General features: G+C 67.1%; 25 protein-coding genes. 15 read left to right on the forward strand and 10 right to left on the reverse strand.

Annotated features, from left to right (window positions below):
* The 3 genes from DIE22_RS05780 to phaR all read left to right on the forward strand — a co-directional run.
* A partial coding sequence (locus tag DIE22_RS05780; RefSeq protein ID WP_133118128.1) for a hypothetical protein occupies positions 1-105 on the forward strand: 105 nt, incomplete at its 5' end.
* Between the two features lie 117 nt (positions 106-222).
* Positions 223-963 carry a 3-ketoacyl-ACP reductase gene (locus DIE22_RS05785; protein WP_124501362.1) on the forward strand — a complete coding sequence of 247 codons (741 nt, stop codon included), beginning with the start codon at positions 223-225 and terminating at the stop codon, positions 961-963.
* Between the two features lie 118 nt (positions 964-1,081).
* Positions 1,082-1,648 (forward strand): polyhydroxyalkanoate synthesis repressor PhaR, encoded by a 567-nt coding sequence (gene phaR, locus DIE22_RS05790; RefSeq protein ID WP_006478701.1) that lies wholly within the window; start codon positions 1,082-1,084, stop codon positions 1,646-1,648.
* Positions 1,649-2,010: 362 nt separating this feature from the next.
* Here phaR and DIE22_RS05795 read toward each other — a convergent pair whose 3' ends face one another.
* Positions 2,011-2,265, reverse strand: a complete 255-nt coding sequence (locus DIE22_RS05795; protein ID WP_059537455.1) for a hypothetical protein — start codon at positions 2,263-2,265, stop codon at positions 2,011-2,013.
* 282 nt (positions 2,266-2,547) lie between these two features.
* Here DIE22_RS05795 and rimO point away from each other — a divergent pair, with 282 nt between their 5' ends.
* The 4 genes from rimO to DIE22_RS05815 all read left to right on the forward strand — a co-directional run bounded on the left by rimO (position 2,548) and on the right by DIE22_RS05815 (position 6,881).
* Positions 2,548-3,909, forward strand: a complete 1,362-nt coding sequence (gene rimO / locus DIE22_RS05800) for a 30S ribosomal protein S12 methylthiotransferase RimO (RefSeq protein ID WP_124501363.1) — start codon at positions 2,548-2,550, stop codon at positions 3,907-3,909.
* A gap of 3 nt (positions 3,910-3,912) precedes the next feature.
* Positions 3,913-4,839, forward strand: coding sequence for a sugar kinase (locus DIE22_RS05805; protein ID WP_124501364.1), 927 nt, complete (start codon positions 3,913-3,915; stop codon positions 4,837-4,839).
* 201 nt (positions 4,840-5,040) lie between these two features.
* Positions 5,041-5,583, forward strand: coding sequence for a hypothetical protein (locus DIE22_RS05810; RefSeq protein WP_124501365.1), 543 nt, complete (start codon positions 5,041-5,043; stop codon positions 5,581-5,583).
* Positions 5,584-5,696: 113 nt separating this feature from the next.
* Complete coding sequence (locus tag DIE22_RS05815) at positions 5,697-6,881, forward strand: cystathionine beta-lyase (protein WP_124501366.1); 1,185 nt, start codon at positions 5,697-5,699, stop codon at positions 6,879-6,881.
* A 77-nt stretch (positions 6,882-6,958) separates the two neighbouring features.
* On the opposite strand, the gene serB is transcribed toward DIE22_RS05815, so the two are convergent.
* Together serB and DIE22_RS05825 are read right to left on the reverse strand one after the other, a co-directional pair.
* Positions 6,959-7,804, reverse strand: coding sequence for a phosphoserine phosphatase SerB (gene serB, locus DIE22_RS05820; RefSeq protein WP_124501367.1), 846 nt, complete (start codon positions 7,802-7,804; stop codon positions 6,959-6,961).
* Between the two features lie 189 nt (positions 7,805-7,993).
* Positions 7,994-8,935, reverse strand: coding sequence for a LysR family transcriptional regulator (locus tag DIE22_RS05825; protein ID WP_124501368.1), 942 nt, complete (start codon positions 8,933-8,935; stop codon positions 7,994-7,996).
* 125 nt (positions 8,936-9,060) lie between these two features.
* Here DIE22_RS05825 and DIE22_RS05830 point away from each other — a divergent pair, with 125 nt between their 5' ends.
* From DIE22_RS05830 to DIE22_RS05840, 3 genes are all read left to right on the forward strand, one after another.
* Complete coding sequence (locus tag DIE22_RS05830; RefSeq protein WP_124501369.1) at positions 9,061-10,077, forward strand: zinc-binding alcohol dehydrogenase family protein; 1,017 nt, start codon at positions 9,061-9,063, stop codon at positions 10,075-10,077.
* Positions 10,078-10,327: 250 nt separating this feature from the next.
* On the forward strand, positions 10,328-10,879 hold the full coding sequence (locus DIE22_RS05835) for a DUF6013 family protein (protein WP_124501370.1): 552 nt from the start codon (positions 10,328-10,330) through the stop codon (positions 10,877-10,879).
* Positions 10,880-11,123: 244 nt separating this feature from the next.
* Positions 11,124-11,597 carry a PliI family lysozyme inhibitor of I-type lysozyme gene (locus DIE22_RS05840; protein ID WP_124501371.1) on the forward strand — a complete coding sequence of 158 codons (474 nt, stop codon included), beginning with the start codon at positions 11,124-11,126 and terminating at the stop codon, positions 11,595-11,597.
* Between the two features lie 42 nt (positions 11,598-11,639).
* On the opposite strand, the gene DIE22_RS05845 is transcribed toward DIE22_RS05840, so the two are convergent.
* Together DIE22_RS05845 and DIE22_RS05850 are read right to left on the reverse strand one after the other, a co-directional pair.
* Complete coding sequence (locus DIE22_RS05845) at positions 11,640-12,443, reverse strand: ABC transporter permease (protein ID WP_124501372.1); 804 nt, start codon at positions 12,441-12,443, stop codon at positions 11,640-11,642.
* Complete coding sequence (locus tag DIE22_RS05850; protein ID WP_124501373.1) at positions 12,440-13,141, reverse strand: ATP-binding cassette domain-containing protein; 702 nt, start codon at positions 13,139-13,141, stop codon at positions 12,440-12,442. Before DIE22_RS05850 ends, DIE22_RS05845 begins: the two co-directional genes overlap by 4 nt.
* A gap of 152 nt (positions 13,142-13,293) precedes the next feature.
* On the opposite strand from DIE22_RS05850, the gene DIE22_RS05855 reads away from it, so the two are divergent.
* Together DIE22_RS05855 and DIE22_RS05860 are read left to right on the forward strand one after the other, a co-directional pair.
* Positions 13,294-15,585, forward strand: a complete 2,292-nt coding sequence (locus DIE22_RS05855) for an AsmA family protein (protein ID WP_124501374.1) — start codon at positions 13,294-13,296, stop codon at positions 15,583-15,585.
* A 133-nt stretch (positions 15,586-15,718) separates the two neighbouring features.
* On the forward strand, positions 15,719-17,311 hold the full coding sequence (locus DIE22_RS05860; RefSeq protein ID WP_124501375.1) for an ABC-F family ATPase: 1,593 nt from the start codon (positions 15,719-15,721) through the stop codon (positions 17,309-17,311).
* 233 nt (positions 17,312-17,544) lie between these two features.
* Here DIE22_RS05860 and DIE22_RS05865 read toward each other — a convergent pair whose 3' ends face one another.
* Positions 17,545-17,910, reverse strand: a complete 366-nt coding sequence (locus DIE22_RS05865; RefSeq protein WP_006753485.1) for a hypothetical protein — start codon at positions 17,908-17,910, stop codon at positions 17,545-17,547.
* 256 nt (positions 17,911-18,166) lie between these two features.
* On the opposite strand from DIE22_RS05865, the gene DIE22_RS05870 reads away from it, so the two are divergent.
* From DIE22_RS05870 to DIE22_RS05880, 3 genes are all read left to right on the forward strand, one after another.
* On the forward strand, positions 18,167-19,603 hold the full coding sequence (locus DIE22_RS05870) for an aldehyde dehydrogenase family protein (RefSeq protein WP_124501376.1): 1,437 nt from the start codon (positions 18,167-18,169) through the stop codon (positions 19,601-19,603).
* 129 nt (positions 19,604-19,732) lie between these two features.
* Complete coding sequence (locus tag DIE22_RS05875) at positions 19,733-20,923, forward strand: nitronate monooxygenase family protein (RefSeq protein WP_124501377.1); 1,191 nt, start codon at positions 19,733-19,735, stop codon at positions 20,921-20,923.
* A 65-nt stretch (positions 20,924-20,988) separates the two neighbouring features.
* Positions 20,989-21,630, forward strand: coding sequence for an OmpW family protein (locus DIE22_RS05880; protein ID WP_124501378.1), 642 nt, complete (start codon positions 20,989-20,991; stop codon positions 21,628-21,630).
* On the opposite strand, the gene DIE22_RS05885 is transcribed toward DIE22_RS05880, so the two are convergent.
* The 4 genes from DIE22_RS05885 to DIE22_RS05900 form a co-directional block, all read right to left on the reverse strand.
* Positions 21,627-24,161 (reverse strand): fimbria/pilus outer membrane usher protein, encoded by a 2,535-nt coding sequence (locus tag DIE22_RS05885; RefSeq protein WP_124501379.1) that lies wholly within the window; start codon positions 24,159-24,161, stop codon positions 21,627-21,629. The two genes, DIE22_RS05880 and DIE22_RS05885, sit on opposite strands and share 4 nt — an antisense overlap.
* A 28-nt stretch (positions 24,162-24,189) precedes the next feature.
* The gene (locus DIE22_RS05890; protein WP_124501380.1) at positions 24,190-24,927 is read right to left on the reverse strand and encodes a fimbria/pilus chaperone family protein; all 738 of its coding nucleotides are present in this window, start codon (positions 24,925-24,927) and stop codon (positions 24,190-24,192) included.
* Between the two features lie 113 nt (positions 24,928-25,040).
* Entirely contained in the window at positions 25,041-25,838 is a 798-nt protein-coding gene (locus DIE22_RS05895) for a DUF1120 domain-containing protein (protein WP_260426619.1), read from the reverse strand.
* Positions 25,839-26,292: 454 nt separating this feature from the next.
* On the reverse strand, positions 26,293-26,496 hold the full coding sequence (locus tag DIE22_RS05900) for a DUF1289 domain-containing protein (RefSeq protein ID WP_124501381.1): 204 nt from the start codon (positions 26,494-26,496) through the stop codon (positions 26,293-26,295).
* Positions 26,497-26,789: the final 293 nt, after the last annotated feature.

The raw sequence follows: 26,789 nt of genomic DNA on the forward strand, positions 1-26,789 counted from the left end.
GTGACGCTGCTGCACGAGATGGTCAAGCGCGACGCGAAGCGCGGGCTGGCGTCGCTGTGCATCGGCGGCGGGATGGGTGTCGCGCTCGCGGTCGAACGTCCGTAACCGGGGCGCAGTCACCGCCAAACCAATCCGGGCGCCGGTCGATTACGTTCGGCCGGCGTCACGTGGAGTCAGAGGGGCCTCCGGCGGCTCTCAAAACCAAGAAATGGAGTGAGATCTATGTCTCAGCGAATTGCGTACGTAACGGGCGGGATGGGCGGCATCGGCACCAGCATCTGCCAGCGTCTGTCGAAAGACGGTTTCAAGGTGGTCGCGGGTTGCGGCCCGAACTCGCCGCGCCGGGTGAAATGGGTCGAGGACCAGAAGGCGCTCGGCTACGATTTCATCGCGTCGGAAGGCAATGTCGGCGACTGGGAATCGACCAAGGTGGCATTCGACAAGGTCAAGGCCGAAGTCGGCGAGATCGACGTGCTGGTCAACAACGCGGGCATCACGCGCGACGTCGTGTTCCGCAAGATGACGCATGAAGACTGGACGGCCGTGATCGACACCAACCTGACGAGCCTGTTCAACGTGACGAAGCAGGTGATCGACGGGATGGTCGAGCGCGGCTGGGGCCGGATCATCAACATTTCGTCGGTGAACGGCCAGAAGGGGCAATTCGGTCAGACGAACTACTCGACCGCGAAGGCCGGCATCCACGGCTTCACGATGTCGCTCGCGCAGGAAGTCGCCACGAAGGGCGTGACGGTCAACACCGTGTCGCCCGGCTACATCGGCACCGACATGGTGAAGGCGATCCGTCCGGACGTGCTCGAGAAGATCGTCGCGACGATCCCGGTGCGTCGTCTCGGCGGGCCGGAGGAAATCGGTTCGATCGTCGCGTGGCTCGCGTCGAACGACTCCGGCTTCGCGACGGGCGCCGACTTCTCGCTAAACGGCGGCCTGCACATGGGCTGAACGCGCGGGCTGCGCGGGCCGGGTGGCCGCGCAGCCTGGCGTCTCCGAAGGCCCCCGCCGCCCGGAACCGGGCGGCGGGGATTTGTCACTTGCGCTACGCTGCACTCAAAGGCGTTACATGACTACTACAAAGAAAACGGCCGAGCGGCTCATCAAGAAGTACCCGAACCGCCGGCTCTACGATACCGAGACGAGCACGTACATCACGCTGACCGACGTCAAGCAACTCGTGCTGGAACAGGAGGACTTCAAGGTCGTCGATGCGAAATCCAACGAAGACCTGACGCGCAGCATCCTGCTGCAGATCATCCTCGAGGAAGAGAGCGGCGGCGTGCCGATGTTCTCGTCGTCGATGCTGTCGCAGATCATCCGTTTCTACGGTCATGCGATGCAGGGCATGATGGGCACGTACCTGGAAAAGAACATCCAGGCGTTCATCGACATCCAGAACAAGCTCGCGGATCAATCGAAGAACCTCTACGAAGGCAACGCGATGAATCCGGAAGTCTGGTCGCAGTTCATGAACATGCAGGCGCCGATGATGCAAGGGATGATGACGAGCTACATCGAGCAGTCGAAGAACATGTTCGTGCAGATGCAGGAGCAGATGCAGAACCAGGCGAAGTCGATGTTCAGCACGTTCCCGTTCAAGCAACCGGGCACGCCGGAGCCGGAGAAGAAGTAACGCTTGCGCGGCGGGCCGGCCGCGGCGGCGCGAGCCGCCGGACGGTCGGTGCCGCGACCTGCGGCGGTGCGATGCCGCCGATCGTGTGCTCGGGCACGACGGTGGCTGGCGGCCCGCTGCCGCAAGATACCGCCGACGGTCGTTCTTGATCGTCGGCACCGAATGCCTGTGCCCCTGCGCGGGGGCGGGCATGACCGTTGTCCGGTCGATCGAATTCCAGATGCTCAGCGAAGCAAGGCCGGCAGGTGTCGCGCCTGACGGCACGTGTTCGTGCCGGTAAGGGCCGGTAAGGGCCGGTGCCGTTGCGCCGGGCTCGTGCAACGGTACCTGGCCGAGAATCGGGCGCAGTTCGCCCGTTTCGCTCAAAGTGCCGGATCGAAATCCTGATGGTCGTCCGCCGGAGGAAGATCGAGCACGAGCTTCACCGCGCAGTAATTCGCCTTCAGCGAAAACACGCGGCCGATCACGAGAAACGTCTGCCGCGAATTCTCCAGTTCGACGAAGTCGCCGGGTTGCGGCACGTGGGCGCCCTGGTCATAGGAAAAGCTGGTGCTGGTCTGCTCGCCGATGGTTTCAGCGGCGTGCTCGGTGAATTCGATCGTGATGTGGGTGGTCATGCGATCCCCGTTGGGTAAGTGAAGAGAGCGGATATCGCGATTTTCGCATAGCGGCGGAGCGGGGCCGGGGTGATTGTAGGGCGGTGGCGTGGGGTGATCGGGGCCGTTGGCGCATCACCGTCGGCGGGAAAGGGTTGGATCAACCGTCCGTGGCGGCTCGATGCGCCCGTGCGCACCGCATATTGGGGGCGCCATCCACGGCACTCCGACCGCCGGTTTTGCCTCGCTGACCCATAAATAGCTGTAAACTCACACTTTTGCCGCCACGCCCCCACATTCCAGATGTCCCAGTCCCCCAAAGTAGGCTTCGTGTCCCTCGGGTGCCCGAAGGCCCTCGTCGACTCCGAGCAAATCATCACGCAGCTGCGCGCCGAAGGTTATGAAATCTCCGGCACCTACGACGGCGCCGACCTCGTCGTCGTCAACACCTGCGGATTCATCGACGAAGCCGTGCAGGAAAGCCTCGACGCGATCGGCGAAGCGCTGACCGAGAACGGCAAGGTGATCGTCACCGGCTGCCTCGGCGCGAAGTCGAGCGCCAGCGGCTCGAACCTCATCGAGGAAGTCCACCCGAAGGTGCTCGCCGTCACCGGCCCGCACGCAGTCGGAGAAGTAATGCAGGCCGTGCATTCGCACCTGCCGAAGCCGCACGACCCGTTCGTCGATCTGGTGCCGGCCGCCGGCATCAAGCTCACGCCGCGCCACTACGCATACCTGAAGATCTCCGAAGGCTGCAACCACCGCTGCACGTTCTGCATCATCCCGTCGATGCGCGGCGATCTCGTATCGCGTCCGGTCGCCGAAGTGATGCTCGAGGCGGAGAACCTGTTCAAGTCGGGCGTGAAGGAACTGCTCGTGATCTCGCAGGACACGAGTGCGTACGGCGTCGACGTGAAGTACCGCACGGGCTTCTGGAACGGCAAGCCGATCAAGACGCGCATGACCGACCTGGTCGCCGCACTCGGCGAACTCGCCGCGCAGTATGGCGCATGGGTGCGCCTGCACTACGTGTATCCGTATCCGAGCGTCGATGAAGTCATTCCGCTGATGGCCGAAGGTCCGTTCAAGGGCCACGTGCTGCCGTATCTCGACGTGCCGTTCCAGCACGCGCATCCGGAAGTGCTGAAACGCATGAAGCGCCCGGCCAACGCGGAGAAGGTGCTCGAGCGTGTGCAGAAGTGGCGCGAGATCTGCCCGGACCTGACGATCCGCAGCACGTTCATCGCCGGCTTCCCCGGCGAAACGGAAGCGCAGTTCGAAACGCTGCTCGACTTCATCCGCGAGGCGGAGCTCGATCGCGTCGGCTGCTTTGCGTATTCGCCGGTCGAAGGCGCGACCGCGAACGAACTGGACGGCGCGCTGCCGGACGACGTGCGCGAGGAACGCCGCGCGCGCTTCATGGAAGTCGCCGAGGAAGTGTCGGCGCAGCGCATCCAGCGCAAGGTCGGCAAGACCCTGAAGGTGCTGATCGACGAAGTCAGCGACGAAGGCGGCATCGGCCGCACGGCGGCGGATGCGCCGGAGATCGACGGCGTCGTCTATGTCGAGCCGGCGACGAAGGCGTCGAAGCGCTACAAGGTCGGCGATTTCGTGTCGGTGAAGATCACGGGCGCGGACGGCCACGACCTGTGGGGCGAGGTTTAAGCAATGACCGCCGCATTTCCGGAGATCCTCGCGCTCGGCGAGGCGATGATCGAATTCAACCAGTCGCAGCCGGGCCGTCCGGAATTCCTGCAGGGCTTCGGCGGCGACACGTCGAACTTCTGCATCGCCGCGGCGCGCCAGGGCGCGTCAACGGGCTTCGTGTCGGCGATTGGCGCCGATCCGTTCGGCCGCCTGCTGACCGACATGTGGACGGCGGAGCACGTCGACACGACGTACGTGCGGATCGACCGCACGGCGCCGACCGGCGTGTATTTCGTCACGCACGGTGCCGACGGCCACCAGTTCGACTATCTGCGCGCGGGCTCCGCGGCGAGCCGCTATGCGGTGGCCGACCTGCCGCTCGATGCGCTGGCCGCGGCGAAGGCCGTGCACCTGTCGGGCATCAGCCTTGCGATCAGCACGGCCGCGTGCGACGCCGCGTTCGCGGCGATCGACCATGCGCGCGGCAACGGCGCGCAGGTCAGCTTCGACACGAACCTGCGCCTGAAGCTGTGGCCGCTGCCGCGCGCCCGCGCGGTGATGCGCGAAGCGCTGCGTCAGACGGACATCTGCCTGCCGAGCTGGGACGACGTCACGGCGCTCACGGGCGCGAACGATCGCGACGCGATCGTCGATGCAATGCTCGAGCACGGGCCGCAGGTCGTCGCGCTGAAGCTCGGCAAGGAAGGCGCGTACGTCGCGACCCCGAGCGAACGGCGCGTGGTGCCGGGCTTCGCCGTCGAAGCCGTTGATGCGACGGGCGCGGGCGACTGCTTCGGCGGTGCGTTCGTCGCGCGGATCGTCGCGGGCGACGATCCATTCGCGGCCGCGCGTTATGCGAACGCGGCGGCGGCGCTGTCGACAACGGGCTATGGCGCGGTCGCGCCGATTCCGCACCGCGATGCGGTGGAACGCCTGATGCAGGGCTGACGCGGATCACGCACGCCGGCCACGCGACGCACTCATTCGCGCCCCCGAATCACGGGCGAGGTGAACGGGCGCGGGCGGCGCGCGTACCGCAATGGGTGCTTTCGCATGGCGGTCGCCATATGCATCGTGACGATGCGCGTTGGCAACGCGCAGCGTATCGCCGCGATTTTCGAGCGAGTCTGAAGCAAGGAGCAATACAAGGTGGGGCGATATTCGGAATGGCAACGGGCGCTGGTGATCGCCGGCGCGCTGGCGGCGGGGCTCGCGATGCCGGGCGTGGTCGCGGCCCAGGCCGCCGCGCCGGGCGCGCAGCGGGATGAAGCGGTGCCCGCGCGGCCGCTGCGGTCGAACCCGGAGTTCGCCCGCTTGCCACGCTACGAGGGCACGCTCGGCGACCGGCCGATCGTCGTGCATCTCGGCCCGAAGACGGGCGAGGAAGGCGTGCACGGCGAATACCAGTTCACGGACACGGGCGAGGTGGTCCTGCTCGCCGGCGATCGTGACGGCAACACGCTCGAAATCGAGGAATCGAACGACGGCACGAACATCACGGGCGTGTGGATCGGTCGCTTCGATTCGACGGGCGACCTGAAGGCCGACCGGATGAACTCGGACGAATCGGATCCGCAGCCGGTCGTGCTGCGACTGGCGCCGGGCAAACGCGCGGCGCTGCAGGTACGCGACGGCCGCGTACAGGAAATCGAGACGGTTGGCGGTATCGTCAACCTGCGCACCGACGACTGAGTGCGCGCTGGCTCGGTGCATGCGGCGCGCATTGTACCGGGCCAACCGCGCCGAATTTGGCTAATCTAGCGACCTATTCCGCAACCGAACGGCCTTTGCTCCGGCCTCCTGCCATGACTGCATCCACTCCGAAGCGCGCACTCCAGACCCGCATCGTTCAACCCGACGACGTCATTCCCGAAGGCTTCCGTTCGTTCGTGCCGCCGGTTGCGCGCGCATCGACGGTCGTGTTCCCCGATCTCGCGACGATGCGCGCGCTGGTCTGGCACAACGACAACCAGTGGCGCTACGGGCTGCATGCGACCCCGACGTCGCTCGCGCTCGCGCAGCGGCTCGCCGAGATCGAGGGCGGCACGCATGCGCTGCTGCAGCCGTCGGGCCTCTCGGCGATCATGAACGTCTATTTCGGGATGGTGAAGGCGGGCGACGACGTGCTGATCCCGCACAACATCTACGGGCCGAACGCCGATTTCGGCAACTGGCTCGCGAAGGATTTCGGCATCACCGCGCGCTTCTACGATCCGCTCGTCGGTGCCGGGATTGCCGAGCTGATCCAGCCGAACACGCGGCTGATCTGGATCGAGGCGCCGGGCTCGGTGACGATGGAAGTGCCCGACGTGCGCGCGATCACGACGGTCGCGCAGGCGCGCGGCATCGTCACCGCGATCGACAACACGTATTCGGCCGGGCTCGCGTTCAAGCCGTTCGAGCACGGTGTCGACATCTCGGTGCAGGCGCTGACCAAGTATCAGTCGGGCGGCAGCGACGTGCTGATGGGCGCGACGATCACCGCGAACGCCGAACTGCACGCACAACTGAAGCTCGCGCGGATGCGCTGCGGGATCGGTGTGTCGGTCGACGATTGCTCGCTCGTGCTGCGCAGCCTGCCGAGCATGCAGGTGCGCTTCGACGCGCACAGCAAGAGCGCGCTCGCGCTCGCGCAATGGCTGAAGGCGCGGCCGGAGATCGCGGCCGTGCTGCATCCGCAACTGCCGGACTGCCCGGGGCATGCATCGTTCGTGCGCGACTTCACCGGCGCGGGCGGGCTGTTCTCGGTCGTGTTCGACGAACGCTACGGCAGCGAGCAGATCGATCGTTTCGTCGAGGCGCTCGAGCTGTTCGCGATCGGCTGGAGCTGGGGCGGCGCGTGCAGCCTCGCGATGCCTTACGACGTGGCGTCGATGCGCGCGGACTGGCCGCATCGCGGCACGCTGGTGCGCTTCTACGTCGGTCTCGAAGACGAGGCCGACCTGCGCGTGGACATCGAGCGCGCGATGGAAGCCACGCTCGGCCGATAACGGAACCGAAGCGGAAAAACGAAACGCCGGCGCGATGCAACATCGCGCCGGCGTTTTTCGTGGGCGGCTCGTGCGGATCAGAACAGCCGCAGCAGCCCGTCGAGGCCGACGTGGTCGAATGCGACGGTGGCCGCATCGCGCACGACGGGCTTCGCGTGGAACGCGACCGACAGCCCGGCTTCGGCCATCATCTTCAGGTCGTTCGACCCGTCGCCCATCGCGATCGCGCGGCTCGGCTCGAGGCCGAGCGATGCACAGGTGTCGCGCAGCATGCGCGCCTTCACGTCCGCGTTGACGATCTCGCCGAGCACCTTGCCGGTCAGCTTGCCGTCGACGATCTCGAGCGTGTTCGCGTGCGCGTAGTCGAGGCCGAGGCGCGCCTTCAGGCGCTCGGTGAAGAACGTGAAGCCGCCCGACACGAGCAACGTCTTCAGGCCCGCGGCCTTCACGCCGGCGAGCATCGTCTCCGCGCCCGGCGACAACTGCAGCCGCTCCTCGTACACGCGCTCGAGCGCCTGCGCGTCGAGCCCGGCGAGCAGCGCGACGCGGCGCGTGAGGCTTTCGTTGAAGTCGCGGATCTCGCCGCGCATCGACGCTTCGGTGATCTCCGCGACCTGCGTCTTCAGCCCGCAGAAATCGGCGATCTCGTCGATGCATTCGATCGTGATCAGCGTCGAATCCATGTCCATCACGGCGAGGCCGAAATCGCCGAGCGCGCGGCCGGCTTCGATGAAGCCGAAGTCGAGCGCATGCGTGCCGCAGTACGCGTCGATGTCGAGCCGCTGCGCGGGGTTCGCGTTTTCGATGCGCAGCGCATGATCGTCGGTCTGCACGATGCGGGTGCCGCGCGACAGCGCGAGCAGCGGTTTGTGATGTGCGTCCGACAGCGGCGCGAGACTCTGGATGACGAGGTTGTGGGTCATGGCGGAATGATTGGAAGCGAATGAAACGCGTGCGCGGCCGGCGTACGGCCGCCTGCGAACGCGGGCCCCGTCCGGCGTCGGGCCGCTGCGTCGCGAACGCGTCATTGTAGCCGGTTGGTATCCGGTCGCGACCGGATCGCCGCGGATGCCCGGCCGGCGCCGCCGCAAGCGCCGCTCACGGGATGGCGGTCAGCGGTCGTCCGCGCGATCCCAGTAAGGTGGATCGCCGAAGTGCTCGGCCAGGAACGCGATGAACGCGAGCGTCTTCAGCGGCACGTGCGCGCGGCTCGGGTAGACGGCCCAGATCGCGATGTCGTTCGCGAACGGGTAGTCGTCGAGCACGGTGACGAGTGCGCCGCTCGCGAGCAGCGGGCCGACGTCCCAGGTCGACTTGATCGCGATGCCGAAGCCGTCGACGAGCGCTTCGCGGATCGCCTCGCCGTTGCTCGCGACGAGCCGGCCGCCGACCCGCACGGTGAGCGGGCCTTGCGGCGTGACGAACGACCAGTCGCGCTGGTCGCCGAGGATCACGCATTCGTGTTGCGCGAGGTCGGCCGGATGGCGCGGCGTGCCGCGTTCGGCGAGATACGCGGGCGAGCAGCACAGCACGCGGCGGTTTACCGCGAGCTTGCGTGCGACCAGCGTCGAATCCTTCAGTGCGCCGAGACGGATCGCGACGTCGTAGCCGTCGTCGACGAGGTCGACGATCTCGTCGGACAGCCGCAGGTCGAGCGACACGGACGGATAGCGGCGCAGGAACGCGGGAATCACGGGCGCGACGTGCTGGCGGCCGAACGACGACGACATCGACACCTTGAGCCGCCCGTAAGGCTCGCTGCGGCCATGGCCGACGCACGCACGCGCGGCGTCGGCGGCCGACAGCAGCGCCTCGGCGCGAGCCATGAAGACTTCGCCGTCCTGCGTGAGGCTGATGCGGCGCGTGGTGCGATGCAGCAATCGCGCGCCGAGCTGGCGCTCCAGCTGCGCGATGCGTGCGCTTGCGACCGCGGCCGACACGCCGAACTCGCGCCCGGCCGCGGTCACGTTCGCGAGCAGCGCGGCGCGCACGAACAGGCCGACGTCGAGCAGGTCGAGCGGCTTGTCGGGGGCCGGAATCGGATCGAGCGCCATTGTTCTGAAATTCCTGAAAATGTTTCAGGAAATATAGCGGTTTTCGCGAAGGATCGGGCGGCCTACGATGGCATGCACTGGGGGCTGCGCCGCGGCCCGCCCGATTTCCCTGAAGGAGTTTCGTAATGAAAGCCGTTGGATTGACCCGTTACCTGCCGATCGACGACCCGCAGGCGCTGCTCGACGTGGAACTGCCGCAACCGGTGCCGGGCCCGCGCGACCTGCTCGTGAAGGTCGAGGCGATTTCCGTGAACCCGGTCGACACCAAGGTGCGCGCGCCGAAGCCCCAGGTCGAGGACACCCCGCGCGTGCTCGGCTGGGATGCGGCCGGCACGGTCGTCGCGGTCGGTGCCGAGGTCACGCTGTTCCGGCCCGGCGACGAGGTGTTCTACGCGGGCAGCATCACGCGCCCCGGCGCGAACAGCGAATTCCACGCGGTCGACGAGCGGATCGCCGCGCGCAAGCCGCGCACGCTCGATTTCGCGGCGTCGGCCGCGTTGCCGCTCACTGCGCTGACCGCGTGGGAGGCGCTGTTCGACCGGCTGCGCGTGTCGCCGCAGGGCGCGGACGCGGGCAAGTCGGTGCTGATCATCGGCGGCGCGGGCGGGGTGGGTTCGATCGCGATCCAGCTCGCGAAGACGCTCGGCAGGCTGCGCGTGATCGCGACGGCGTCGCGCCCGGCGTCGGCCGAATGGGTGCGCTCGCTCGGTGCGGACGACGTGGTCGATCATTTCGGCGACCTGCCCGCGCAGTTGCGTGACATCGGCCACCCGGACGTCGACTACGTGCTGATTTTCAACGACACGGACCGTCATTTTCCTGCCGCTGCGGAAGTGATCCGGCCGCAGGGCGGCATTTGCACGATCGTCGAGAACGGGAAGCCGGTTCCGGTCGAGCTGCTGAAGGCGAAGAGCGCCGCGTTTCACTGGGAATTCATGTTCACGCGCGCGATGTTCGAGACGCCGGACATGATCGAGCAGCACAAGATCCTGGGCGAGGTGGCCCGCCTCGTCGACGGCGGCACGCTGCGCACGACGCTCGGCGAACAGCTCGGCACGATCAACGCGGCGAACGTGCGGCGCGCGCACCAGCTGCTCGAGGCCGGACGCGCGATCGGCAAGCTGGTGCTGAGCGGCTTCTGAGTGCCCCCAATCCTGTCGCTTCGCGCCAGGCCCTCCGAGGGGACTTCCTTCGGGGCGGAAAACTTGGGGCGGCCCGGCGTTTTCTTGAGCGCCGGCGTCGCACGTACGGGATGGCGCGTCGCGAACGCAAGCGGGGTAACACCCGATGCGTTTGCGGCGCATTGCATGCCGCTTGGCGGTAGACTGGCAACGCATCATGCATCAAAAACCGCGCGGCACGCGCGTGCCGCCGCATTACAAGGAGGTCAGCATGAGCCAACGCAGCTTGTCAGTCGCCGCATCGTGGTCGGCCGTGTTCGCGGCGGCGTGCGTCAGCGCGAGCGTATTCGCGGCGCCGCCGGTGAAGGGCAGCCTGAAGGGCGGCGGGACAGGGCAGCTCGAATACACCGTCAAGGTCGAGTCGAAGACCTTCGGCAATACGCAGGAGACCCGCAAGATCCGCTCGGGCGAAACAGACGACTTCAACTGGAAGTCGGTGCCGCCGGGCGGCGCGGTCGCGATGCCGGACGGTTGCCCGAACGCCGACAACCTGCCGCGCGACGCGAACGGCGCGATGGTGCGCCAGACCCAGGTGCGGCTCGCGCCGTCGGTCGACGCGAAGGGCATCGCGAACGTGCAGATGAGCTTCCAGGCGGCCGCGCCGAAAGGCACGCGCAACGTGAGCGCGGGCGGCAAGTCGCTGCTGTGTCCGGACGTCGTGTCGTTGAGCCAGGTCAAGTGGGTGTCGATTTCGACCAATGGCGGTTCGAAGTCCGTCACGATGAGCGACGGCACCAGGGTGACGGTGTCGATCAAGCGCTGAGCGGTGTGCGCGGGCCGGTCCGGTGCGCGCGCAACCAACCCCGGTGCGCAGCCGGGCGATCCGGACAGGGCCGCGCGTGACGGTTTCGTGGCGCGCGGCTTCGGGCTTTTCCGTCGCTTGATGTTTGCGTCGTCACGCCGGGCGCGCGCCGAGGGCGCAGTCATTTGCCCGGCGGCTTGCGTGACGTCATGCGGTTGTCACGTTATGCTCCCGGCATCCTCCATCTTCCCCGAACGACATCCCGATGAAACATCGCATGTGCGCGCTGCTGTCGGCCGCTGCGTTCGTCGCTGCCCAGGCGCAGGCGGCCGACGATTGCAGCTTCGTGAAAAAAGTCGCGCTGCCGTCGCGACAGCAGGCCGCCGTCGTGTCGAGCGGCGCGCTCGAACCGTGCTCGACGGGCAGCTATGCGGTACGCGTGTATTCGACCGCGCACGCGGCGCCCGGCTTCGATACGGACGATTACGTGACGGGCATGCTGCATGCGCGTGACGGCACCGTCGCCGATGCGTTCACCGCCGATCTCGGCGCACGTGCGCCGCAGGCGCTCGTCGTCACGACGCGCTCGGCCGGCAGCGGCGGCTATGTCGGTGCGCAGGCCTATGTGACGACGCGGCAAGCGGTGCGGCTCGTCGCGTCGGTCGACGGCCTGGCGCCCGACGCCGACGTGACGGCCGCGTTGCGCCAGGCCCTCGGCAAGCGCCGCGCTGCCCGCTGACCGCACGCCGCGCGAATGCCGCGCGCATTGCGGCGTCTCGCATCAATGCGCGCGTTCCTCGAGCCGCGATGCAAGAAAGCGGTGGTCGGCCGAGAACAAGCGGCGATACGTCATCAGCACCGCGCCGACGGTGCCGAGCGCGGACGCCGCGGCGATCAGGAACATGATCACGATCTGGTAGCGCACGGCCTGCAGCGGCGACTGGCCGGCCAGCACCTGACCGGTCATCATCCCCGGCAGGCTCACGACGCCGACGACGGCCATCTGGTTGAGCGTCGGCAGCATGCCCGCGCGCACGGCCTGGCGCGCGGCGTCCTGCGCGGCTTCCCAGCGCGTCGCACCGAGCGCGAGCGCGGTCTCGACGCGGTCGCGCCGTGCGGTCAGTTCCTCCATCATCCGTTCGACGCCCAGCGACACGCCCGTCAGCGTATTGCCGAGGATCATCCCGAGAATCGGGATCGCATATTGCGGCGCGTACCACGGATGAATGCGGATCACGACGAACAGGCCGATGGCCGCGACGAACCAGCTGCTGAACCAGATCGACGCGATGCTGTCGATGCGCTGTCCGCGATAGGTGTGCTTGCCGCGACCGGCGCCCGCGAAGCCCGCGATCAGCGTCATCAACGCGGTGAGCGGCAGCACGACGGTCCAGTGCGGATGGCCGAACACCCAGCCGAGCACGTAGCCGATCGCGAGCAGTTGCACGACGGTGCGCACGGCGGCAAGCGCGAGCTTGCGCCCGAGGCCGAGCGACAGCGCGGCCGAGATCGCACCGTTGACCGCGACGAGCGCGGCGGCGATGCCGACGTCGACGAGACTCAGGTCCTGCAGCGCCGGGCTCATTGCGCGGCCTCCGTCGCACTCGCGGCGTGCAGCACGCCGGCCTGCATCACGAGCCGCATCGTGCCGATCCGTGCGGCCTGCGCCGGGTCGTGCGAGATCCACATGTACGCGCGCGCGTCGGATGCCGCGTCGAACCAGGCGCCGACGAGCGCTTCGATCGCGCGCGTCGAATCGGGGTCGAGCGCGGACGTCGGCTCGTCGAGCAGCAGCACGTCGGGGTCGAGCTGCAGCACGCGCAGCAGCGCGGCGATCTGCGCTTCGCCGCCCGACAGTTCGCTCGCACGCTTGTCGAGAAAATCGGCGCCGCGACCGGCGCGTGCCGCGAGCGCTTCGGCGCGCGCGCGGTCGAACGTCACGTCGCGATAGATCGCGAGCGAGTACGGGTAGCGCAATTGCGTGTCGACGGTACCGTCCATCTGCGCGGGCCGCTGGCGCACGTACGCGACACTGCGCCGGTAGCGCGGAATCGCGCCGCGCCTGATCCGCTGGCCGCGCCACAGGATGTGACCGCCGTCGAGCGGATCGAGCAACGCGAGTGCGCGCAGCAGCACGCTCTTGCCGGAACCCGACGGCCCCGTGATAGCAATTCGCGATCCCGCGGCGAGGCTGAAGTCGGTCGGCGCGAGCAGGGTCTTGCCGCTGCCGGCGTCGCGGCGCGTGATGTGCTGCGCATCGATGAGACCGGTGGGAGCTGTCATGTCACAAATGAAAAAAAGCGTTAACGGCGCCGAAGCGTTGCCGCGGCGTGCGTCATAATACCCATCGAAAAGCCGCGATTGTCGTGCGCCGTTCGTTCACGCAAGCGGCCCGACATGGCGCGGCAACTCTGCAGAACAACAACGGAACCGCCATGACGCTAGCCCGAGCCATCGGCAAATCGGCTGCATGGATCGTCGGTATCGTCGCACTGATCGTCGCGGCAGCCGGCATCTTTATCTTCACGTTCGACTGGAACCGCGCAAAGCCGTGGGTCAACGAACAGGTGAGTGCCGCGCTCGGCCGCCCGTTCGCGATCAACGGCGATCTCAAGGTCGGCTGGCGCCGCCCCGACGGCGAGACCGGCTGGCGCGCATGGGTACCCTGGCCGAGCTTCTCGGCCACGCAACTCGAGATCGGCAATCCCGACTGGGCGAAAGGGCCCAAGTTCGTCACGCTCGATGCCGCGCATTTCGACCTCGCGGTCCTGCCGCTCCTCGCGCACGAGATCGTCATTCCGTCGATCGACGTCGTCAATCCCGCGGTCGATCTCGAGCGGCTCGCCGACGGCCGCAATACGTGGACCTTCCAGTTCAAGCAATCGGCGCAGCCGTCGCCATGGAAGGTACGGCTCGACAGCTTCGGTTTCGCGAAGGGCATCGTCACGTATCGCGACGCGATCACGAAGGCCGATCTCACGGTCGCGATCGATACGCTCGGCCAGCCGATTCCGCTCGGCGACGTGCTGAAGGAACAGGAACAGACGTCGCGCGAGGCGTCGGCGCAGCGCGTCGGCAAGCGCGGCGCCGCGCAACTGAGCGCGAAGGCGAGTGCCGAGGCCGCGTCGGGCGCGTCGGCGGCGCAGGCAGCGAGCGCCGCGTCGACGCCCGCGGCCGCATCGGGTGCGGCGTCCGCTTCAGCGACTACTTCGGTTTCCTCCGCATCGACAGCCGCCGCGGCATCCGGCGCGAGCGGTGCATCCGGTGCTGCCGTGCCGGCGAAGCCGTCCGGCCCGACGTATGCATTCGGGCTCAAGGTCGACGGCCGCTACAAGAACGTGCCGATCAGCGGCACCGGCAAGGTGGGCGGCGTGCTGGCGATCGAGCGCACGACGCAGCCGTTCCCGCTGCAGGCCGACGTGAAGGCCGGCGACACGCGGCTCGCGATCGTCGGCACGCTGACCGACCCGAGGCGTCTCGGGGCGCTCGACCTGCGGCTGTGGCTGCAGGGCACGTCGATGTCGCACCTCTACCAGATTACCGGCATCACGCTGCCCGACACGCCGCCGTATGCGACCGAGGGGCACCTGATCGGCAACTTCAAGCCGCACGCGAGCACGTTCCGCTACGAGAACTTCAATGGCCGCGTCGGTGGCAGCGATCTCGGCGGCACGCTCACCTGGGCGCAGCGCGAGCCGCGGCCGAAGCTGTCGGGCGAGCTCGTGTCGAACCTGCTGCAGTTCTCCGACCTCGCACCGGTGATCGGCGCCGACACGGCCGCGAGCAAGGCCCGGCGCGGCGATACCACGCGCCAGCCGACGGACCGCGTGCTGCCGGTCGAGACGTTCCGCACCGACCGCTGGCGCGCGATCGACGCGGACGTGAAGTTCACGGGCCGCAAGCTGATCAAGCGCGCGAACCTGCCGATCACGAACCTGTACACGCACATCTTGATGCAGGACGGCGTGCTGACGCTCGAACCGCTGCAGTTCGGCGTCGCGGGCGGCACGCTCGCGACGACCGCGCATCTGGACGGCAGCGGCGCGCCACTCAAGGGCCGCTTCACGGTGGCCGCGCGGCACCTGAAGCTCAAGCAGCTGTTCCCGACGCAGAAGGTGATGCAATCCGCGCTCGGCGAGATCAACGGCGACGCGTCGTTGTCGGCGACGGGCAACTCGCCGGCCGCGCTCGCGGCGACGTCGACCGGCGAAGTGAAGGCGCTCATCACGGACGGCCGCATCAGCCTCCTGCTGATGGAGGCCGCGGGGCTGAACGTCGCGAACGTCGTCTACGAGAAGCTGTTCGGCAGTCGCGACGTGAACATCAATTGCGCGGCGATCGATTTCGTTGCGACCGACGGCATCCTCGACACGAAGGTGTTCGCGTTCGATACGGACGACGCGCTGATCAACGTCGACGGCCCGATCAACCTGCGCGACGAATCGCTCGACCTGAAGATCCATCCGCACACGAAGGGTTTCCGGGTCTTCTCGCTGCGCTCGCCGCTGTATGCGAAGGGCACGTTCAAGAACCCGAAGGTCGGTGTCGACGCGGGTGCGCTCGCGCTGCGCGCCGGCGCGATGGTCGGGCTCGGGCTGATCAACCCGTTCGCGGCGCTGATCCCGCTGATCGCGCCGAGCAACAACCGCGACGTGCCGTGCTCGGAGCTGTTCGGGCAGATGAAGGCCAAGGCGGCGCAGAAGGCGGCGGCGAAGGCCGGCAAGTGACGGTGCCCGACGCAGGTGCCGGCGCCGCATGCAGCGGCCCGGCTGGCGGGGCCGGAACAGTGCGGTCGGCAGTTTCTCCGACACCTGCTAAAATACACGGTTTTCCGTCGATTTCTCTCTTACGGGACCTGCCGTGCTTTCTACTGCCAACATCACGATGCAATTCGGGCCGAAGCCCTTGTTCGAGAATATCTCGGTCAAATTCGGCGAGGGCAACCGCTATGGTCTGATCGGCGCGAACGGCTGCGGCAAGTCGACCTTCATGAAGATCCTCGGCGGCGACCTCGAGTCGAGCGCCGGCAACGTCGCGCTGGAGCCGAACGTGCGTCTCGGCAAGCTGCGCCAGGATCAGTTCGCGTATGAAGACGTGCGCGTGCTCGACGTCGTGATGATGGGCCACACCGAGATGTGGGCCGCGATGACCGAGCGCGACGCGATCTACGCGAACCCGGAAGCCACCGACGACGACTACATGCACGCGGCCGAGCTCGAGGGCAAGTTCGCTGAATACGGCGGCTACGACGCCGAGGCGCGCGCGGGCGCGCTGCTGCTCGGCATCGGCATCGAGGAGAAGTTCCACAACGGCACGATGGCCGACGTCGCGCCGGGCTGGAAGCTGCGCGTGCTGCTCGCGCAGGCGCTGTTCTCGAAGCCGGACGTGCTGCTGCTCGACGAACCGACCAACAACCTCGACATCAACTCGATCCGTTGGCTCGAGCACACGCTCAACGAGTACAACTCGACGATGATCATCATCTCGCACGATCGTCACTTCCTGAACTCGGTGTGCACGCACATGGCCGACATGGACTTCGGCACGCTGAAGGTCTGGCCGGGCAACTACGACGACTACATGCTCGCGTCGGCACAGGCGCGCGAGCGCCAGGCCGCGGCGAACGCGCGCGCGAAGGAGCGCGTGGCGGAGCTGCAGGACTTCGTGCGCCGCTTCTCGGCGAACAAGTCGAAGGCCCGCCAGGCAACGAGCCGCGCGAAGCAGATCGACAAGATCAAGATCGAGGAATTCAAGCCGTCGTCGCGCCAGAACCCGTTCATCCGCTTCGAGTTCGAGAAGAAGCTGCACAACGTCGCGGTGGTCGCCGAAGACATCACGAAGAAGTACGAGCGCACGATCTTCCAGAACTTCAACCTGTCGGTGCAGCCGGGCGAGCGCATCGCGATCATCGGCGAGAACGGCGCGGGCAAGACGACGCTGCTGCGTTCGCTGCTCGGCGCGCTGGCACTCGACCACGGCTCGGTGAAGTGGTCCGAGAACGCGAATGTCGGCTACATGCCGCAGGACACGTACGAGGAATTCCCGAACGACATCACGCTGATGGACTGGATCGACCAGTACCGCAAGGACGGCGACGACGAGACGATGGTGCGCGGCACGCTGGGCCGCCTGCTGTTCTCGTCGGACGACATCAAGAAGTCGGTGAAGGTGCTGTCGGGCGGCGAGAAGGGCCGCATGATCTGGGGCAAGCTGATGCTCGGCCGCCACAACGTGCTGCTGATGGACGAGCCGACCAACCACATGGACATGGAGTCGATCGAGTCGCTGCAGATCGCGCTCGAGCAGTTCGAAGGCACGCTGATCTTCGTGTCGCACGACCGCGAATTCGTGAGCGGGCTGGCGAACCGGATCGTCGAAGTGCGCACGGATGGCACGCTGTTCGACTTCGGTGGCAATTACGAGGAGTTCCTGACGAGTCAGGGGCAGGAGTAAGTGCCCGGGCGATCATGCCCGGCCTGATGTACCGGAAGCCCGCCAGGTGGAAGCCTGGCGGGTTTTTTCGTATCCGGGCGGATGTCGGCCATCGCCGGCCCGACGGGCCGTTGAAGGGCAAATGTCAGGTCGGGCATTGCGCCCGCGATGACGATTCGGCGCGGCGGCGCCAACCCCGGCCGGCCGTCGCCGCGATCGCGACGTGAGCACCGCCTCGCGCACTGCCGGGCGCGTCAATCCGCCAGCCGCTTGTCGGCGAGCGCCTTGCAGCAATCTTCGTACACCCATTGCACGAGTTTCGCCCGGTAGTCGAGATCGTCGGTATCGACGATTTCCTCGACCGCGTCGCGCGCCCATGACGCGTCGACGAAGCCGGCGTGCCGCTTGGCGATGTCCTGCGCCAGCGCGGCCAGCTTCGCGATCGCGAGCCAGTCGGCCTGCCGGTGATGGCGGTCGAGCCACCGGTGCGCCGCCTGCACCTGGAACGATGCGTCCGGCCACGATTCATTCAGGTAAAACGCGCCGAGATTGCCGCAGGTGAGCCAGCACAGCAGCTCCAGGCGATCTTGCGAGCCGAGGGTACGGGATGCGTCGGTCATGGCAGCGCTCACGAAGGCGTCGATTCCGGGTGGCGCGGCCTGCAGCGGCCGGCGCCGATACTAAAAACATAGCACGATGCGGGCCACCTGGTGCGACCGCGTGGCGCGGATGCCGCAGCCGCGGGAAGCGGGCGTCCGGCACGCGTTCCGCCGGCGTGCTGGCGGACCATTGGCCTGCCCTTGCGGCCTCGTTCGACATCGTCACCGTGCCGCGCCACACTCGTTAGAATGGCCGTTTTCCGGGAGACAGGAAGCGATGAAAACCTACGACCAGTTCTACATCGACGGCGCATGGCGCAAACCGGCCGGAACGGGCACGATCGACGTGATCGACTCGGGCACCGAGGCCGTGATCGGCCGGATTCCCGAAGGTGTCGCGTCGGACGCGCAGGACGCGGTCCGCGCGGCGCGGGCGGCATTCGACGCGTGGGCCGCGACGCCGGCCGCGACGCGCGCGGGCTACCTGCGCAAGATCGTCGAGCGCCTGCAGGCGCGCAGCGAGGAACTCGCGCAATCGATCACCGGCGAAGTCGGGATGCCGATCAAGCTGTCGCGCGCGATCCAGGTCGGCGGCCCGATCTACAACTGGAAGGCGTACGCGAAGCTCGCCGAATCGTTCGAATTCGAGGCGACGGTCGGCAACTCGCTGGTGGTGCGCGAGCCGGTCGGCGTCGTCGCGGCGATCACGCCGTGGAACTACCCGCTCAACCAGGTCACGCTGAAGGTCGCACCGGCACTCGCGGCCGGCTGCACGGTCGTCCTGAAGCCGTCCGAAGTCGCGCCGCTCAATGCGTTCATGCTCGCCGAGGCGATTCACGAGGCGGGTCTGCCGCCGGGCGTGTTCAACCTCGTGTGCGGTTATGGCCCGGTCGTCGGCGAGGCGCTGGCGAGCGATCCGGACGTCGACATGGTGTCGTTCACGGGTTCGACGCGTGCCGGCAAGCGCGTGGCTGAACTCGCGGCCGCGGGCGTGAAGCGCGTCGCGCTCGAACTGGGCGGCAAGTCGGCGTCGGTGATCCTCGACGATGCCGATTTCGTGACGGCGGTGAAGGGCACGGTCAATGCGTGCTACCTGAACGCGGGCCAGACCTGTTCGGCGCACACGCGGATGCTGGTGCCGCAGGCGCGCTACGACGAGGCGCGCGCGATCGCGAAGGCGGCGGCCGAAGCGTATGTGGCGGGCGACCCGCGTCAGGAAACGACGCGCCTCGGCGCACTGGCATCGGCCGTTCAGCAGCAGCGCGTGCAGGCCTACATCCAGCGCGGGATCGACGACGGCGCGGAGCTCGTGACGGGCGGCACGGGCCTGCCGGAAGGGCTCGCGAAGGGCTTCTTCGTGAAGCCGACGGTGTTCGGCCGCGTCGACCCGAAATCGACGATCGCGCAGGAAGAGATCTTCGGGCCGGTGCTGTCGATCATCACGTATCGCGACGAAGAGGAAGCGGTGCGGATCGCGAACGATTCGCCGTACGGGCTCGGCGGCGCGGTATGGGCGGGCAGCGACGAACGTGCGATGCGCGTCGCGCGCCGCATCCGCACGGGGCAGGTCGACATCAACGGCGGCACGTGGAACGGCGCAGCGCCGTTCGGCGGCTACAAGCAGTCGGGACACGGCCGCGAGAACGGCGTGTACGGGCTCGAAGAGTATCTCGAGTACAAGTCGATGCAGCTCAAGCCGGCGAATCAGGGCTGAGCGTTTCAAGCCGCATGACCGGAAAACGGCACGCTCGCGTGCCGTTTTTTTATTGACGACCGTCAAGGTGCGCGCCGGTGGATCGTCGATCATCGCGTTTCCGATTGCCGATGTTTCGACGAGGTTCAGATGACCGCACGCACTTCCTTCCCGCCGCTCACGATTCGCGGCCGCACGTTGCTGCCCGTGGTGCAGGGCGGCATGGGCGTCGGCATCTCCGCGCACCGCCTCGCCGGCAGCGTCGCGCGCGAAGGCGCGCTCGGCACGATCGCCAGCATCGACCTGCGTCACCACCATGCGGACCTGCTCGCGCGCTGTCGGGCGAATCCCGATCGTGCGACGCTCGAGGCCGCGAACCTCGAAGCGCTCGCGCGCGAGATTCGTCTCGCGAAGACCTACAGCGAAGGACGCGGGATGATCGCGGTCAACGTGATGAAGGCAGTGAGCGCACATGCGGATTACGTGCGCGTCGCGTGCGAAGAGGGCGCGGACGCGATCGTGATGGGTGCGGGCCTGCCGCTCGATCTGCCTGACCTCACGCAGGGTCACGACATCGCGCTGATCCCGATCCTGTCGGACAGCCGCGGGATCGCGCTGGTGCTGAAGAAGTGGATGAAGAAGGGGCGGCTGCCCGATGCGATCGTGATCGAGCATCCCGCGCATGCGGGCGGCCACCTCGGCGTCACGCAGATCGACGACATGCATGATGCGCGCTTCGATTTCGCGCGCGTGCTCGACGAGACCGCGCAGGTCATGGCATCGCTCGGCCTTGCGCGCGACACGATTCCGCTGATCGTCGCGGGCGGGATCAACAGTCACGACACGGTGCGAGCGGCGCTCGCGGCCGGTGCGAACGGCGTGCAGGTGGGCACGCCGTTCGCGGTGACGGAAGAGGGGGATGCGCATCCGAACTTCAAGCGCGTGCTGGCCGATGCGCTGCCCGACGACATCGTCGAATTCGTCAGCGTGACGGGGCTGCCGGCGCGCGCGGTGAAGACCCCCTGGCTCGATCGCTACCTGCGCAACGAAACGCGCATCCGCGACAAGCTCGGCGTGCTGAAGCAGCGCTGTCCGACCGCGCTCGAATGCCTGAGCGTCTGCGGCTTGCGCGACGGCATCGAGAAGTTCGGCCATTTCTGCATCGACACGCGGCTCGCGGCCGCGCTGCGCGGCGACGTCGCGAACGGGCTGTTCTTCCGCGGCCGCGAAGCGCTGCCGTTCGGCCGTGCGATCCGCAGCGTGCGCGATCTGCTCGACCTGCTGCTGACGGGCCGTGCGACCGAGCCTGCGGCAAACCGCCCCACGTTTACGCTGGCTTGACGGATATCAAGATGGCGAAAAGACCCTACTGGGAGAATGGAAACCATTCTTTGGGGGTCCGTACCATGCATAAAACGATTCGAACTTGTGTCACCGCTGCCGCCGTTGCGGCAAGTTTCGCCGCGATGCCTTCGCTGTCGCACGCGGCATCGCCGGGCGACGGCATCAACCAGGGTGACGTACTGGTCCGGCTGCGCGCGATCAGCATCCAGCCGAACGAGCGCGCGAGCGACACGCTCGGCGCGATCAACACCGGCGTGAACAACGCGATCGTGCCGGAGCTCGACTTCACCTACATGATCCGCGACTACCTGGGCGTGGAGCTGATCCTCGCCACGTCGCGGCACCAGATGACGTCGAGCCTCGGCAATCTCGGCGGCGTGGGCGTGCTGCCGCCGACACTGCTGCTGCAATACCACTTCAACCATGCCGGCAAGGTGCGTCCGTACGTCGGCGCGGGCCTGAACTACACGTACTTCTACAACAACGGGCTCAACGTCGGCGGCGAGGGCGTGTCGATCAACAAGAGCAGCTTCGGTCCGGCGCTGCAGTTCGGCGTCGACGTGCAGTTGACGAAGAAGGTGTTCATGAACGTCGACGTCAAGAAGATCTGGATGAGCACCGATGCGACGCTCGGCGACAAGGGCATCGGCACGCTGCACATCGATCCGCTGATCGTGGGCGTGGGCGTCGGGATGAAGTTCTAGGCGCGCGCGGGAAAGAACAGAGTTGGGGTTGGCGGCATGGCAGTCGGCATGCCGCTCTTTTTTTGTGCGGCATCCGCGACGGACGCGGGCAACGACTCGCAGCGCGCCTCGGCCCGCTCGTAATAGCGCGTCGTGGCAGGCGGCGTGTCCGGCAGCGCGATCGCCAGGCGGCAGTACGTGCCGTTCGGCAACGCGACCCGCAGCGGCGTCGTCAGCTGGGTGCCCGTGAGCAGCAGCCTGCCTTCGCTTCCGGTGACGGTCACGAACCGGTCGCCGTCGTCGATGACGGTCGACAGCACGGGCAGCGGTGCGCCGTTCGCCTGCGTCACGGTCAGCAGCACGCGCCGCGTTTGCTCGACGGCGAATTCGACGCGGCTGACCGAACCGCGGCCGGCTTCGACGGTCTGCATGCCGTTCTTCAGGTCGACATCGCGCGGCAGGCTTTTCGTATTGATCCGAATGAACGCTTGCGCGTACGGGGGCAGCGATGCGATGACGGCTCGGCCGTGCCGGTCGGTCCAGACCGGGCCCGACGGCGTCGCGAGTTCGATGCCGGCGCGCTCGCCGACGCTGGCGAGCGCGAACGTGTCGCGAATCTCGTACGGCGACAGCATGCCGACGCCATCGAGCAGCGCGACCGCGCCGCGCAGATTGACGCCGATCGTCGAGCGGCCGGCGCCGTAGAGGCCGGCGTTCAGGGTCGCGCGCGCATGGTTCGGCGTGGCGCTGACCGTCGCGCGGATCGACGGCGACCGGATCGCGGTGTCGTAGTCGGCCGCGACACCATAGCTGCCGGTGCGGCCGAACGTGTCGGAATAGCGGGCGCCCGAGCGCACCGAATCGCCGGTGACGTTCGCATACGCGCTGACGCTGCGCGTGCCGATCGGCACGGTGATGGTGACATAGACCTGCGTACCGCCGCTGCCGCGGGTGCCGAGCGTACGGTTCACGTTCAGCGCAACCGATCCCCGCCGGAGCAGGCGAGTCCACGTGCCGGCGACGCGCTGCATGGCGGGGCCGTCGAATAATCCGACCCGCGTGTAGTCGAGCGACAGCATGCCGAGCGCGCGAGCGTGCCAGCCCAGCGCAGCGGCGAACTGGGTATGCGAGGGCGGCGTGAATGTGTCCGTCTCCTGGACCGCATCGGTCAGCTCCCGATATCCGGGCGTGCGCCGGACGAACGACACATTGGCGCTCAGTGCCGTGCCGCGGCTGCTCGCCAGCGCGACACGGGCCTGGGTGCCGCGTCGACCGGCGGTACGGCTGACGTCGAGGCCGACGGCCGCGTCGATACCGGCAAGCGGGGTGAACGTGACGCTCGCGGCACCCGACTGCAACGGCGACGATACCAGGATGCCGGCATTGAGCCGGGCGCGTTGCCAGAGTTGCCAGCCGTGCGTGGCGGTCGCGAGCCATGGGGCTTGCGCGTATCCGTCGTTCTGCAGGCGGCCGACCGCGAGCGCCAGTCCTTGCCCGGCGGCGAGCCCGGCGCCGGGCAGCGACGAGCCCGGCACGATGAAATGCTGGATGTCGCCGGTTGCCTCGACGATGGTGACGTCGAGGTCCGCCGTGCCGCTGACGAGCGGCAGGTCGCCCAGCGCGAACGGGCCGGGCGGCAACTGCGACGAGTGGATCAGTACGCCGAGCTGGCGCACCTCGACACGCGCTTGCGTGCGCGCGATTCCGGTGACCCGTGCGGCCGTGCCGGGCGCGGCCGCCAGCGCCTCGTCGGGAAACGTTTGCACCCCGAACATCCGGCCGATCGAGAACAGCGTCGAGCGCGGGACGATCTGCCCGGCCTGCAATATCGTGCCGCGCGACGCGAACGTGCGCTGTGCATAGGCAGCCTGATGGTCGACGCCGACATGGCCGTCCACGGCCGTGGCGATCTGGCTGCTGCGCACGATCCAGTCCGCCGCGTTGAAGCCGGCTTCGGTCGTGGCTTGCCAGTATTGCGACGTGCCGGCCGGATTGCGCGTTGTCATCGCGAGCAAGTCGTAGTTGACGAGCCCGGCGAAACCGCCGCGCTCGAACGTGTCGGGCGTGCGCCGGCCCGTATCGAGTGCATCGGCCGGCACGACGAGGTCGACGGCGCCGTCGGCCGGGCGCAGCGTGACAATCGCTTGCGGATAGGCGTGCCGGTAGTCGTAGCATGGGGGCATGTCGGCGCTGGTGTCGCGCGCGGTTGTCTCCCGGAGCGCGTCGGGCACGACGAGGCCGGCCACACGCAGCAGGCCGGGTGTCGCGCACAGGTTGCCGTTGTCGTCGAATCGCACATCGGCGCGGCCGGCGCGCTTGCCGTTGACCGTCAGCCGAACGGAGGCCGTGCCGGGCATGAAGCGCGGCGCGTGCGCGAAATAGCGGCTCGCCGCGGCGTCGATCCCGTGCTCGCGCAGCATGCCGGCATCGAACTCGAGCGCGTCGGGCGCGGTGCCGCCCGGGTTGGCTGCGGCGGCGCACGGCATGCAGCCCGCGACGAGGGACAGCCCGAGCGCGAGCAGGCCGCCCCGGCCCTGGATGGCACCTGACATTGCAGATCCGGATTCGAAGGCGCGGTGCTTACCGGTGCGTGACCGCTTCGGTCGCGGCGGGGGCGAGCGATGCGTCGTAGTGGTCGACCGAGTAGCCATAGACGGTGGCGGGGAAGAGGCGCACGCGCTCGGGCGTCGCGGCCTCGCGGGCCAATGCGATCCGGCGGGTCTGGCCGGCCAGCACGTAGGGTGCCGGCAGCGACACGATCTGCTGCGACGGCAGCAACTGCACTTTCTGTTCGAGACGCACCACGTAGCGGCTGTCGTTGCGCACGATCAGCTTGCCGTCCTCGATCGACCACTTCAGCAGTTCCCACGGTCTGTCGTTGCGCGCGAGGTCCTGCGGCTGGATCAGCACCGGCAGGTTCTGGCGAATGATCGTCTGGATCTCGTTTCTGCCCGGGCGTTTCGGCGGAATGCCGGAGAACGACGCACGGGCGAGGCGCTGCGTGGCGAGCGGCTGGTTCACAGCGAGAACGAACCGGACGAGCTGCACCGCACCGCCTTCGACGCGCGCGATCGGGGGTGTCACGATGACGAGCTCGGCCCTGTCCTCGGGAATGGGCTCGATCGTCGTGTGCAGGAGCGTTGGATGGCTGTCGGTATTCTTGACCGAGATCGTTCCTTCGCCGTCGGCTTCGTCGACGATCACCACGGACGTTTCGGGCACGACGCCCATGGCGTGTACGGCGTTCGAATCGATCAGGCAACCGAGGAGCGGGATGAGCAATGACACCCGCAGGGTGTGGCGTGCAGGGAATTTCATGGCGGTGGCAGGCTAGGGGGCATCGTGCAGCGCGCCGCCGCTTCGGCGAAGCGGCGGCGCGGTCGACGCCAGTCAGGCGATCGACACGATCGGAGGAAAGACGCGTACCGGAATTACAGGTACACGAGCGACACGGTGGCGAGGCCGTCGAGATTGATTTCCTGGCTCAGGTCGAGGTTCGACGTCTTGTCGATCGCGGCCTGCACGTCGAGCGTGCCGGTGAAGACCTTCGCCGCGACCGGGACGGTCTGGCCTTTCTTCGCCCACGACTCGTAGCCGCCGGTGTTGTTGACGATTCCGTTGGACGTCACCCAGCTGGCGCCGTTGGTGCTTGAATAAATCGAATCGACTGCTGCACCATCCGCCTGGAACGTATTCGTTCTGAAACGGAATGCAAAGGCGCCGATATTCTTGCCGCCCGCCGAGCCGAGGCCGAATTGCGTGGCGACCGAATTGGACGAGCCGAAGAAGTTGATGTTGCCGGTAAATGCGCCGGTGCCGGCACGATTATCCTGTGCGGTCAGCGCGACGCGGGCGGCGGCGTCACAGGTGATCGTGATCGAATCCGACATGACCGCGAGCAGCGTGGGCGAGGTCGGGTTGAGTTCGGCCACGCCGATCAGTCCGTAATCGAACGTGCCGCCGCCGGCGAGCGTCGGCGTGCAGGCGCCGGGTTTGATCTTCCCGGTGACCTTGACGTCGAACGAGTCGGCGTACGCAGATGCGCTTCCCAGCGCGAGCAGGCCTGCAACCACGAGGCTCGAGGCTTGTTTCGTCATCTTAACGAATTTCATCTGAATGGGTTCCTGATAACTGGCCGGAATTACGAAATTAATTCGGTGATCCGGGTTTTGATTAATGGAAGTTGGATCGCTCGCCGGAATTTCCGGAGAACGGGTGGAATTTATCAATTGGATTTGTGAATTGAAATCGTACTTGTACAGATTTTTTTGGCTATTTTTACGAAATTAACGTTGGTTAATCGTGAAAATAATTCGATTTATCGATGGAAGCTGGTGTTTTGATCGTTACGAATGTCAGATGCAATATTTTTCAGCTTCGGTAACGATTGAGCGGTATGGCTTTGATCTGAGCGGACAATGTCGAAGATCGGGTGGCGCGATCCTGGCATGCGGGTTGGCGATGGACGATCCTGACCGAGGACGCGCGGCGTCATTGCGACCATGGCGTTTGCCGGCAGCGGGAAGTCGGAACGGAAGCGGCGTGCGTCGCGTTGATCGCGACGGGGCGTGTGCGGGGGCGGGACGGGGGCGGGCGGTCGGAGTCGGCCGGCGGGTGGCCCGTGATCGGGCCGGGAGCGCCCGGGCGGGCGCATCGCGTCGGCACGCGCCGACGCGGGACGGCTTACAGCTTGTCGTACTGGAAACGCATCGCGGTGCCTTCGCGCGTGATGCGCTCCCACACGGTGCGCTTTTCGTCGTCGCTCAGGAATACCCAGTTCGACACTTCGGTGGCCGTTCGGCCGCAGCCCTTGCAGACTTCGTCGAAGAGGGTCGAGCACACGCCGATGCAGGGGCTGTCGGGCAGGTCGTGGAGATTGGAGGCCATCGGGAAGGTTCGCGCTTTGAATCGTCAGGGCGTCATTTTAATGCATCGGGATGACGCGGCCGGGCAGCGATGCCGGCGGCGCGACGGCCGCCCGTCCGGACGGTTTCGTCACCGCCTTCTTTTCCTGATGGACAGACGCCGATTACCCGATAGAATTCCCCCGGAACGCCCCGTCGTGCGGGCCGCCCGGGCGGCTCGTGGCGGGAATCTGTTCCGTTTGCGCGACACGGGCATGATTTTTTTGTGACGGAGCGCGAATGGTGGTAGCGTTCGGGGTTTTCGAGGGGCGGCGT

The sequence above is a fragment of the Burkholderia sp. Bp9142 genome (assembly GCF_003853415.1).
Taxonomy (GTDB): Bacteria; Pseudomonadota; Gammaproteobacteria; order Burkholderiales; family Burkholderiaceae; genus Burkholderia.